The following is a 12520-nucleotide window of genomic DNA, read 5'->3' on the forward strand; positions in this document are numbered from 1 at the left end:
AGACAGAGACGCAGAGAAGAGAACGCAAAGAAGGACTTTTGCAAGAGGTCTAATGTATCTGCTGAGGATTGGCACAATTCCAGGGTTTGGGAGATTCTGGCTGACCTAATGGCTGTTGGTATACTGGCGGAGGATCACATTTTGGTGCTGTGATGTTGCCTACTAGAAGCCTGCGGAGATAATCAGGTGCAATTACTTGGCAATAGTTAATACCTTTTTTCTCGACTCCGACAAATGAGGATGGGTTATTTCTTGCGACGTAAAGTTCTTTACTAAGGATATGTAATTTTCCATCCTTTGTGCTGAGGTAAGCCACAGGCGCAGGAGAGCTATCTGTCCACTGCTCTCCAGTGTAGGTTAGCCAGTTATCATACACCACAGAGCGAATGGCAAGGGGTTCTTGGTTCTGGTTGGTCAGGCTTGCCACAACCAGACCACCTATCTTTGCATTTACAACTGCACAGTTAGAACCAGAAGCAGCAGAGCCGGGATAATAAAAATTCAACGCATCCCACGATTTCATTTTGCACATAATTACCTGTGGGTAAGTCTTGCCTGTGTTATCCTTTGCGTAGCCTACATACTGCTGAGTTGACAGTGGTAAATATAAGGCTCCGTCATAGGGTGTGGGATTAGAACCAATAAAGCCTGTGGCGGATATACCGGGAGCGGGGAATGGTATGCCTGGTGTCCCTAATTCGTTCCAGTTAACATTTTTCGCTTTCAGTTTCGTATTTGCAATAATCTGCTGCGCCTTTTTGCAGAAATTCTTCACCGCCGCAGTGGAATAGAGTTTCCCTCGACCCTTTTGCCCTTTTGCCAACTGCGGTAGGTAAACACAGAGAACTCCATTCAGCAATATGGAAAAAGACACCGACATGATACAAAGTTTCTTCGCTCCTCTCATGTTCATTCCCTATTTCTATTCAATTAATTTTTCAACGAACCCAAGGTGACTAAATAATTCATAATTTGTAGTTCATAAATTGATGACTGCGTATCTGAAAAAAACACTAATAGTACAGTCTCCTGAATTCCATCAAATAGCTTGACTGCATCTGTTTTACTTTATAATACTAGCGATCGCACCTGCTTTATTTCTTATCACCGTTTGGTTGCTGCTAAGTCCCAAGCTTCGCAAAAGTTTTTGAAAAAGCTAGAGGAACAGTTTTTCCGTCTTACAAAGTATGAGCCGAGGAAACCCCCTGGTGACTTTGCACTAAATCCCCATTACAAAACTTAATTACGTTAGCGTTAGCGAAGCGGTAGCGAGGTACGAGCGTCAGCGGTAGCGAGTCCTCGATAGCGAAGCGTTAGCGACGCAGGAGCGTCGCGTCATTACGAATTACGAATTACGAATTACGAATTACGAATTACGAATTATTTAATCCCTATTTTCAAAGCAGCAGCGGTTTCTTCTGGTTTTTTAGAGAGAGGAAACACTAAAATACTCTTGATTGCGTCATTATTGACTATTTCTTTTAAACGATGAAATTGCTGATCTGTAATGGCAACTCCAGCGTAATTTTTAGCATAATTTAATTCTTCTTGGAAATTAGCTTCATTATCGTTATAAGCTTGAATAAAAACTCGATCAACATTCCATTTTTGCCAATCAGCCGCAAAATATCGTTTAGCCCAATAAGGATTGTGGTGGCAAATATCAAAACTAACTGAAGGATTAGCTTTTTTCATCGCAGTGATCATTTGCTGCAAAAAATTAGTTAACTTAGCAGTGCGATCGATTTTACCAGGTAACTCAGCATGATAACCCAGATAATCATCCCACTGAACTGCATCAACTTTAGGATATTTTTGCACAAATTCTACTAAGACATTTCTAAATAAATTAGCTACCTCTGGAATTTCCATATCCAGGACATAGTGATCGATGCCAGCGTAAGTTTTATCTACACCAGGAACCAGCCATTTTCGAGAAACGGCTAAATCGTAAATTGGACTATTTTTATCGATTTTAATACCTTTCTCGAAATAAGCATGAACTTGCATTCCTTGTTTATGTGCTTCATCAATTAACCACTCTAACCATAAGTCTTGAAACTGATTCGGACAACTTTTATATCCTAGTGTTTGCTGCATCACGTTGCTATTGTACATAGTGCAACCATTACCCCAAACACCATGAATAATGGTATTAATTCCTTGAGAGCGATAGTAACGAACTCTTTGACGAATTATTTTTTCGTCGGCATTATTAGTAACCTGGTAGCGACTTAAATAAATACCTCTAATTACTTTTTTATCCCAATTAGTTTGAGGTAATAATTTTTGGGGAGGTGTGATTGTTGGAGATGAAGTTGGCTGATTGCTGGGAGTGGGATTTGGAGTGATTGATAAAGAAGGCGTAGAAGTAGGAGAAGCAGGATTAGTTGTTTGTTGAACTTTAGAAAAAAGCTTACTAATGTCTAGATTGACTTTTTGATTAAACCACCAATAACCACCTCCTAAGATAATTAGAATTACAGAAAACGGAATATTTGCACATCCGCATCCACTTGGCTTTTTCTTTTGGCGTGACATAGCAATATGATGATTATTGGGTAATTTTAATCCAGATATTATAGACTGTTACAATTTCACATTGAGGTTTTCCAGATACTTCAAGGCAGGAGGCCGTTTTTGTAGTGGGGATTTATAAAGCGCTCCAAAAACTTTTCGCCTTCAAAGGCGAGGTTTTAGTTACATCTAATCAGCACTACTAAAACTTCTATCCTGAACCATTCGCAATTTCCAATTCCCTAATTCCCGCATTTTTGCCCAGTTTTAGCGACTTGTTCTTTCTAGCGACAGTTGTCTTGCTGCCAGTAGCATGTGATAAGGTTCTCTCTATGCGAAGGAAATTGCACCAATTTTTAAATACATGAGGTATCGTAACTAAAGCGAAATTGGCGATCGCACTCCAGATCAGCTAAGCTGTTCCACATATAACTTGCATAATTAGGGCGGGCAAGATGCCCACCCCACAAGAGTTTTATTTAATTTGATTATGTAATTTAGATGTTTTTTAGCTTAGGCAAATATGGCCAAGAATAAGGAACAGAAAACGTGCAACAAGAAGTAAACAGAACTGCCTTTGAAGACATATTTGCCAGTGGTGGGGAAATGGGGGCACTGATGCAAGCGCTTGATTGGTCGTCAACTCTGCTGGGGCCAGTTGAGGAATGGTCGCAGAGTTTGCGAATTGCGTTACGTATTTGCTTGCAATCTCGTTTTCCGATGGTTATTTGGTGGGGCAAAGACTTAGTTTTACTTTATAACGATGCCTGGAGACCTATACTTGGTGCTACAAAACACCCCAAAGCATTGGGGAAACCAGGACGAGAAATTTGGGCTGAAATTTGGCATATTATTGGGGCGCAGCTAGAAGGTGTTCTCGAAACTGGGCAAGCTACTTGGTCAGATGACTCGTTGCTGCTGGTTGACCGATATGGCTATGTCGAGGAAGCTTATTTCACTTATTCCTACAGTCCTATTCCCGATGATACAGGAGGGGTTGGCGGTGCATTTACTGCTGTGAGTGAAACTACGCAGAGGGTTTTAGGCGAGCGACGCCTGAAGACGCTGCGAGATTTGACAGCTCAGGCAGGATTGGCAAAAACTTCTCAGCAAGCTTGCTATGCAGCTATAGAGACTTTAAAAGAAAATTCTGCGGATATTCCCTTTGCTTTGCTCTATTTATTAACACCAGACAGCAAACAAGCACTCCTTTGTCAAAGTACGCTCCCGCAAGCAAACACATCCGCTAGTCCTAGTTGCGTTGATCTCACGCAACCAGAAAGTGAAACCAGTGGTTGGTCATTTGCTACGGTGGTACAGACAGACCAGGCTGTTTTAATAGCAGATTTACAGCAGCGGTTTGGGCTATTGCCGACAGGGCCGTGGGACATTCATCCTCAACAGGCTCTAGTGTTGCCGTTGCGGGCGGCGGGGCAGAAAAAATTAACAGGGCTGCTGGTGGTGGGAATTAACCCATGTCGGGCTTTGGATGAGGAATTTCGTAACTTTTTTGAGATGGTCGCCAAGCACATTGCCACGGCAATTGCCAACGCCAACGCTTACGAACAAGAGCGCAAACGCACTGAGGCATTGGCTGAATTAGACCGTGCTAAGACAATTTTCTTTAGCAATATCAGCCATGAGTTTCGCACACCGCTGACTTTGATGCTTGGGCCTTTGGAAGATACCCTTGCCAAACCCCAAGGATTGCAGCCTAGCGATCGCGAACAATTAGAAATTGTACATCGTAATTCCCTGCGCTTACTGAAATTGGTCAACACCCTGCTAGATTTTTCCCGCATCGAATCCGGTCGCATCAAGGCAGTATATCAGCCAACCGATCTAGCAGCACTCACAACCGAACTAGCAGCTGTATTCCGCTCAACCATCGAACGGGCAGGGATGCGCTTGGTAGTAGACTGTCCCCCTCTACCTGAACCTGTGTATATAGACCGGGAAATGTGGGAAAAAATCGTCCTCAACTTGCTCTCTAACGCCTTTAAATTTACCTTGTTCGGGGAAATCACCGTTAGCTTGCGTTGGGCTGGCGATCATATTGAGATGGAAGTAAAAGATACAGGGACAGGTATTCCTACCCAGGAAATCCCGTATTTATTTGAGCGGTTCCATCGCGTCCAAGGAGCAAAAGGACGAACCTATGAAGGTTCGGGAATTGGTCTATCGTTAGTCCAAGAACTAGTGCTACTGCACGGTGGTAGTATCAATGTGACTAGCGTTATCGAGCAAGGCAGTAGTTTTACGGTGTCCATGCCCACTGGCTCTGCTCATTTACCAAGCGATCGCCTGCAAACAACCCGTTCCTCGACATCAATAATCATAGATGCTGCCCCCTATATTGAAGAAGCTCTGCGTTGGCGACCGGAAGAGGACGCGGAGAATCTGAAGGGCACAGGGAATGTAAATGAAAGTTTCTCCGCATCCCTCGCTCTTTGCATCTTTGCGTCTCATTCTTCACGTATCCTCCTAGTTGAGGATAACGCTGACATGCGCGAATATGTGCAGCGTTTGTTGTGCGCTCAGAGGTATATTGTAGAAACTGCGGCAGATGGTCTGGCTGCTTTGGCTGCGGTTCGTCAACAGTTGCCCGATTTAATCTTGAGCGATGTGATGATGCCAAAATTGGATGGTCTAGGTTTGTTACGGGAGCTACGGACAAACCCAGATACCAGAGAAATTCCAATTATTCTGCTGTCTGCGCGGGCTGGGGAAGAGTCTAGCATCGAAGGTTTAGCAGCTGGAGCTGATGACTACCTCACCAAGCCATTTTCGGCCCGCGAACTGCTGGCTCGTGTCGCCGCTAATCTCAAAATGGCACAGTTGCGAAAACACGCAGGACGGCGAGAGCAAGAGCTACTAATGGAGACAGAAGCTGCCCAGATTAAAATTAATCATATTTTAGAAAATATCACTGATGCTTTTGTAGCTTTTGACGCTCAATTATGCTGCACTTACGTTAATGAGCAAGCTACAAGATTATTGCAAAAAAGCCGCGCCGAACTGCTTGGATTACAGGTATGGGAAGAAGTATTTCCAGAAACAGTAGGAACCACAGCCTACCATGAACTTCATCGAGCTGTAAGCCAGCAAGTTTCCGTTATTTTTGAAGAGTTTAGCCCGACGATTGGTAAGTGGCTGGAAATTCATGCTTACCCTTCGCCAGATGGTGTAGCTGTGTATTTTCGAGACATTACAGAACGCAAGCAGACACAGGAGGCGCTACGGCAACGCGAAGCAGAACTGAGTCTCATTGCCAATGCTCTACCAGTTCTGATTTCTTTTGTGGATGCACAAGAGTGCTACCGCTTTAACAACCAAGCCTATGAACAGTGGTTTGGGCACTCGGCAGCGGAAGTATATGGTAAGCATATTAGGGAAGTTCTAGGCGAAGCTGCTTATGAGGTGGTTCGTCCTTATGTAAAGCAGGTACTAGCAGGAGAACAAGTAACTTATGAGAGCCAGATTCCCTATAAAGATGGTGGAACACGCTACATCAGCGCAACTTATGTTCCTCGTTTCGACAGTCAAGGAAATGTAGAAGGGTATGTTGCCTTAATTACCGATATCAGCGATCGCAAGCGGGCGGAAGCAGCACTACAGGAAACTCAAGCGCTGTTTGAGAACTTCATGCGTTACATACCCGGTAATGCTTTCATCAAAAATGAGCAAGGGCAGTATGTTTACGTCAATTCATCAGGGGCACAGACAGTCAACAAGAGTGTCAATGAGGTGATCGGCAAAACTGATTTTGACTTATTACCTGCCGCGATCGCTCAGCAGTTACGAGACAATGACCAAGCAATTTTAACTACTAACGAACCCCTAGAATTGCTAGAGACCGTTCCTCAAGAGGATGAAGAACAGTATTGGTTATCCTTCAAATTTCCCTTGAGCGATAGTTCTGGGCAACGGTTTCTGGCGGGGATGTCCTTTGATATCACTGACCGCAGGCGAGCTGAGGAGGCGTTGCGTGAGACCGAAGAACGATTCCAGATCATGGCAGATACCGCGCCAGTGATGATTTGGATGTCTGGTCTTGATCAACTTTGTGATTATTTTAATCAACCCTGGCTCGACTTTAGAGGTCGCAGCATGGCAGAAGAAATGGGTAACGGTTGGACTGAAGGCATCCATCCTGATGATTTAGATGTATGTATAAATAATTACACAGATTCTTTTGGTGCTAGAGAAAACTTTAGCATAGAATATCGCCTGAGGCGGTTTGATGGAGAATATCGCTGGGTATTAGGTAATGGCATCCCCAGATTTACACCAGATGGCAGTTTTGTTGGTTACATCGGCTCAGCAATTGATATTAGCGATCGCAAGCAGGCTGAGGAGGCATTACGGGAGAGCGAGGCGAAGCTCAGTAGTTTTGCTGAAGCGAATGTTGTCGGTATTCTCTTTGGAGATATTTACGGTGGTATCCGGGCAGCTAACGATGAACTATTAAGGATAGTCGGTTATACAAGGGAAGATTTGCAAGAAGGTAGACTACGTTGGACTGACATCACTCCACCAGAATATCTGACAGTAGATGAACAGCATATTGCCGAGGCGCGGGTCAGCGGAGCTTGTACTCCTTATGAAAAGGAATATATTCGCCAAGATGGTAGCCGAGTACCAATTTTAATTGGCTACAGCCTGTTGGGAGAGGCACGGGAGCAATCTGTGGCTTTTATCCTCGATTTAACTGAGCGCAAGCGCACAGAAGCAGAACGCGCCCAATTACTAGTCCGCGAGCAACAGCAATCACGCCGCTTAAGAAAGCTAGCTCAAGCGGCTGTTTCGGTGAACTCGACGCTAGCATTAGATGAAAGATTGCAATCAATTACAAGCCAAGCCCGCAACATTATCGGGGCCCATCAATGCTTCACCAGCATGACAGTGAATGAAGATTGGTCACAAGCTGTACATACAGTATCTTTATCACCAAAGTATGCTCAATGGCAAGAGTATTACGAAAAACCCGATGGTTGCGGAATTTACTCGCTTGTCTGTAGCACACAGCATCCCTTAAGAATGACTCAGGCTGAATTAGAAGCACACCCAGCATGGCGCGGATTTGGTCAACACAAAAATCAGCATCCACCCATCCGTGGTTGGCTAGCTGTGCCCCTTACCAGCCGTAATGGTAAAAACCTTGGTCTAATTCAACTTTCTGATAAATACGAAGGCGAGTTTACTGCCGAAGACGAAGCCATTTTAGTGCAATTAGCTCAGATGGCAGCCTCGGCAATTGACAACGCTCGACTTTATGAAGAATCTCAGCAAGCCAATCGCATCAAAGATGAATTTCTCGCGGTGCTGTCTCACGAGTTGCGAACGCCCCTTAACCCCATCGTCGGTTGGTCTAAGTTACTACGCAGCCGTAAGCTAGATGCAAAAACCACTGAGCGCGCTTTGGAGACTATTGAGCGTAGTGCCCAAGTGCAAGCACAACTAATCGAAGACCTTTTGGATGTCTCTCGAATTCTGCGTGGTAAACTCAGCTTGAATATTATCCCAGTTAATTTGGCATCGATAATTAAAGCCGCAATCGAAACAGTGCGATTGTCGGCTGAAGCTAAATCTTTAGAGATGCAGCTGATTTTAGAACCGGATGTAGCGGCAGTTATGGGTGACTCCAATAGATTACAGCAAGTTATTTGGAATCTCCTTGCCAATGCCATCAAGTTTACTCCTGCGAGAGGACGAATAGAAATTCGCCTAGAGAGCTTGAATTCTGTTGCCCAAATCAGCGTTAGTGATACAGGTAAAGGTATCTCCCCGGAATTTTTACCTTATGTATTTGACCATTTTCGTCAAGCAGATGCTGCCACAACCAGGGAGTTTGGGGGATTGGGGTTAGGTTTAGCGATTGTTCGCTACTTAGTAGAAATGCATGGTGGTACAGTCCAGGCAGCGAGCCAGGGTGAATCTCAAGGAGCAACCTTTACCATCCGGCTGCCGCTAATGGTGACGCAATCAAAAACACATCTAGAAACTAATCAATCTCAGCAATCATCAGATCTGAGTGGTGTCAAGATTTTAGTAGTAGAGGATGATGCATCCACGCGGGAGTTTGTTACCTTTTTGCTAGAGATGCATGGTGCAACTGTAATAGAAGTTGCCCGTGCCAAAGAAGCGCTCACCGCTTTCATGAACTTTAAACCAGACGTACTCTTAAGTGATATCGGAATGCCTGAAATGGATGGCTATACGCTGATGCGTCAGATAAGAAACCTGCCACCAGACCATGGGGGACAGATCCCTGCGATCGCCCTTACCGCTTATGCTGGAGAAATCAACTACCAGCAAGCACTAGCAGCAGGTTTTCAAACCCATGTTTCTAAGCCAGTAGAGCCAGACAAGCTCACCAGGGTGATTGCCGAATTAATCGGACTTAGCTGAGTGGGGAATGGGCTTCGACTTCGCTCAGCCCACGGGGAATTTTCCACATTAGATGAATGTTATGGAGAGGAATACAATAGTTTAAACTTCTTCAAAAAGCATTACTTATCTTCATTCTCGTTGAGTAATTGCTACAGTAATTAAATAATTCGTAATTCGTAATTAAAGTTTGAGATACCCAAAACCCCAGCTTCTGCAACTGAAATCTGGTATCATTCTCGACAAGTATAGAGTGGGCACTAACTATAAGTAAAGTTAGGGCTTGAGCGGACTACAGACATTGCCTACCTAACACAATATTGCTGAAGACTTTGATATGAAGAATTGTATTAGTTTAAAAACTAATACTTATCTCATTTCTTATACTGGGTTGTATTCCTATCGTTTGCAATTGCACGAGGAGATTCAACAATGGTTCATACTTACGAAGTATTGGTTGATATCAAAGAGTTTGTCAGTCAAATAAACAATACCTGTCAAAGCGGGACAGCAAGGTACGAAATCAACGCCGACTCAAGACAAAAAGCTGATGGTATGGCACGGGTACAAGCTAGAAGCGATCACCCACAAGGTACTGAATATGATGTTAGGGTAACAAGGTTGCTTCAATAAAAGTCAAGCGATCGCCAAATGTAACGAATAGTTCGCTTTAGTTATTTATTATTTATCAAAGGACAATTTGTAAAGAGTGCTGAGTACTTTTGACTTTACTCAGCACAAAACAATTCGTAATTGATAATACGTAATTCGTAATTGTTACCTCTGCATTCATGCGTGGACTAAAAAAAGGCAGGCAGTTTTTTATCTCTATCAATGACTTGAAGGGCTTGTACATTAATTACGAATTACGTTAGCGTAGCGTAAAGCCTGCGGCATAGCTTCGCTTAGAGCGAGTCATCGAGCGTCATTACGAATTACGAATTACGAATTAGTCAATAATGACTACCAGATTTACGATGTTCCAAGGCTGTTACACCATCATTTGCTAACACTTCGCCCTGATCTACTACGGCATAAATTAACCAGCGATCGCCACATTCAATCTGGTTTTTTACTGTACATTCTAAATAGGCTAAAGCTTCATTCAAAATCAGACAACCATTTTGCGCCTGTTGTGTAGAAAGATTAACAAAGGGATTATCTCCCACCATGCTATGACGAGAAAAATAGCGTCGTAGATTTCTGCCTTCTTTGAGGATATTCAACACAAATTGATCACCAGGATGATACATTAAATCTGCATGTTGCTCTTGGGCGATCGCAATCATAATTCCAGGCGGGTTGAAAGTTGCTTGAGATACCCAAGAAGTTAAGATCCCTTTGTGAGTCTCTTCATCACGAGTTGTCACTACACACAAAGAACCCATAATTCGTCCAACAGCTTGTTCAGTGCGATTGACATGAGTTTCCGTCACAGCTTGACGGGGAGTACGCAACTTCTTGGTTTTTTTCAAGGTTTGAGCAAAAGATGCACCCGCTTCTTGGCACTGCTGTAAAACTTCGGCAGTAGGGCTAAAGCGCACTCGAATTGTTTCAAAACCTAAACGATAGTTAGCGTCTTTGAGTTTGCTTTCAATTAAATCAATTGCTTCCCCACTCCAACCATAGGAACCAAATACCCCTGCTAGCTTAGTTTTAGCCGCTGCTGAGAGGACTATTCCTAAAGCAGTTTGAATTTGAGTTGGTGCATGTCCACCTAAAGTGGGCGAACCGATAATAAAGCCATCGCAAGCTTCGACAATGCGGATAATCTCTGCGGTATCTGCTAACTCACAGTTAATGGATTCTACATTGACTTCATTTTGAATTAAGCCCTGAGCAATAGCATCAGCCGCAGTTGCTGTATTGCCGTAGGCAGAAGCATAAAGTAAAGCGACACTCAACTCCTGAGATTTTTGTCCTTGACACCATTGACGGTAATCGTAAGTAAAACGACTCAGGCTATAACGAACAACTGGGCCATGGGCAGGAGCGTAACATCTAGCTCCCAAAGTCGTCAATTTATCTAAAGCTACTTCAACTTGTTTAGCTTGGGGCGCATGGATGCAGTCAAAATAATGACGGCGTTCTACATCTAATCTCTTCCAATCTTCATCAAACAGCGTATCTTCGCAAACATGAGCGCCAAAAAATTTGTCTGTGTAGAGAATTTTTGTCATAGGATCGTAAGTACACAGCCCATCTGCCCAACGGGGAGTTGGGACAGTGAAAAATAATAAATTATGTCCTTGTCCCAAATCTAAAGTATCTTCAGAACGCACAGATTGAATGCGTGCTTCCCATTCTGGGAAAGCAGTTTTTAAAGCATTAGCAGCAGGACGAGAACAAATGAGAGTAGCTTGAGGAACTTGTGAGAGTAATACTTGCAGAGTTGCTCTCCGATTTGGATTGATATGATTGAGAATGATATAATCTAGGGTGCTGAAATCTAGATTTTGGGTGAGTTGCTGGAGATAGATTTCGGTAAATGATTCACCAGGAGGATCAATTAAAGCTTTTTTATCAGCTTGAATCAAATAAGAATTTGCTGTAGTTCCGCGTTGACGGGAATACTCAGCCTCAAATTTTAGCCGTTCCCAAGTCCGCGATCGCAACACTAATGTATTTTTACCAATTTCAGCAACTTGTACATCTCTAGGACGGCTGGATGTGAAGGTAGTAGTGGACATAGTAACCTCTTTATAATTCGTAATTCGTAATGACGCTTCTTCGCTAACGTAATTCGTAATGGGAAATCAAGAGGACGCGGGGAATGTGAGTGAAAGTTTCTTTGCGTCCCCCTCCGGGTTCGGCAGTGACGCTCCTTAGTCGCTAACGCATCCGGCGGAAACCGCCAGGGACTGCGACTGCCTTACCGCGTTTCCTTTTGTTTGCGTCTTCTCTCTCATCGCTATTTCTAACGGCCGTTGGTTTGTGATAATTCTGACTTAGCGCGATTTCTGTAGCGTCTGGATATTTCTTGTTCAGGGTCTATGCCTTCAAAAGTGGGGGGTAGCCAAACTCGCAGGATTAGTAAGATTCCCAAGACTAACAAGAAGGCACAAGTGGCTAAAACTTGACTCCAACTCGTTTCTAAGACGCCTTTGACGATGACTTCTCTTAAGGCAGAAACAATGGAAACTTCCACGGCTACCCCGATAGATATTCGTTGTTCTTGCAGATAAATAATCAGCAATCGAAACAACTCAACCAAAATAAGTAAAAAGAGAATATCGGCAGTGACAACATGAAAATCTAGAGGTGGTAAGAGGGAAAGAAACATATCTCTCACCTGAATTACCATGAAGCTAAATAAACCCATGCACAGGGAAATTACAATTGCATCTTGAATTAATTCCAAGCTGCGTACAATACGCCATCTATTGATTTCATACATAGAATTTGTAGTATTTTCAACAGGTTTATACATGGCTGTTTTGAGGGGCTATGTTAGGTGGAGATGAGGGAAAGTAACTAATTACGTTAGCAAAGCGGTAGCGATAGCGAGTCATCGAGCGTCGGTACGAACGTCCGAAGGAGCGTCATTACGAATTAATGACGTTAGCGCAGCGTAAAGCCTGCGGCATAGCTTCGCTTAGAGCGAGTCCTCGAT

7 protein-coding genes are annotated in these 12520 nt (G+C 43.6%); 3 read left to right on the forward strand and 4 right to left on the reverse strand.

The window, feature by feature from the left end; all coding sequences use genetic code 11:
* Window positions 1-49 precede the first annotated feature (49 nt).
* Window positions 50-880: a hypothetical protein gene (locus tag AC5JMF_RS23420; protein WP_495798104.1), complete on the reverse strand. Its 831-nt coding sequence runs from the start codon at window positions 878-880 to the stop codon at window positions 50-52.
* A 168-nt stretch (window positions 881-1048) separates the two neighbouring features.
* Between AC5JMF_RS23420 and AC5JMF_RS23425 the strand changes: the two genes are divergently transcribed.
* A complete protein-coding gene (locus AC5JMF_RS23425) occupies window positions 1049-1243 on the forward strand; it encodes a hypothetical protein (RefSeq protein WP_495798105.1) in 195 nt (64 codons plus the stop codon).
* 137 nt (window positions 1244-1380) lie between these two features.
* On the opposite strand, the gene AC5JMF_RS23430 is transcribed toward AC5JMF_RS23425, so the two are convergent.
* Complete coding sequence (locus AC5JMF_RS23430; protein ID WP_495798106.1) at window positions 1381-2541, reverse strand: family 10 glycosylhydrolase; 1161 nt, start codon at window positions 2539-2541, stop codon at window positions 1381-1383.
* Window positions 2542-3123: 582 nt separating this feature from the next.
* Between AC5JMF_RS23430 and AC5JMF_RS23435 the strand changes: the two genes are divergently transcribed.
* Window positions 3124-8928 carry a PAS domain S-box protein gene (locus AC5JMF_RS23435; RefSeq protein WP_495798110.1) on the forward strand — a complete coding sequence of 1935 codons (5805 nt, stop codon included), beginning with the start codon at window positions 3124-3126 and terminating at the stop codon, window positions 8926-8928.
* Between the two features lie 411 nt (window positions 8929-9339).
* Window positions 9340-9540: a hypothetical protein gene (locus AC5JMF_RS23440; protein WP_495798107.1), complete on the forward strand. Its 201-nt coding sequence runs from the start codon at window positions 9340-9342 to the stop codon at window positions 9538-9540.
* Between the two features lie 320 nt (window positions 9541-9860).
* On the opposite strand, the gene AC5JMF_RS23445 is transcribed toward AC5JMF_RS23440, so the two are convergent.
* Window positions 9861-11597 carry a diflavin flavoprotein gene (locus AC5JMF_RS23445; RefSeq protein WP_495798108.1) on the reverse strand — a complete coding sequence of 579 codons (1737 nt, stop codon included), beginning with the start codon at window positions 11595-11597 and terminating at the stop codon, window positions 9861-9863.
* Window positions 11598-11824: 227 nt separating this feature from the next.
* Entirely contained in the window at window positions 11825-12337 is a 513-nt protein-coding gene (locus AC5JMF_RS23450) for a phosphate-starvation-inducible PsiE family protein (protein WP_495798109.1), read from the reverse strand.
* Between the last annotated feature and the right edge of the window lie 183 nt (window positions 12338-12520).

This window comes from Desmonostoc vinosum (assembly GCF_059505385.1).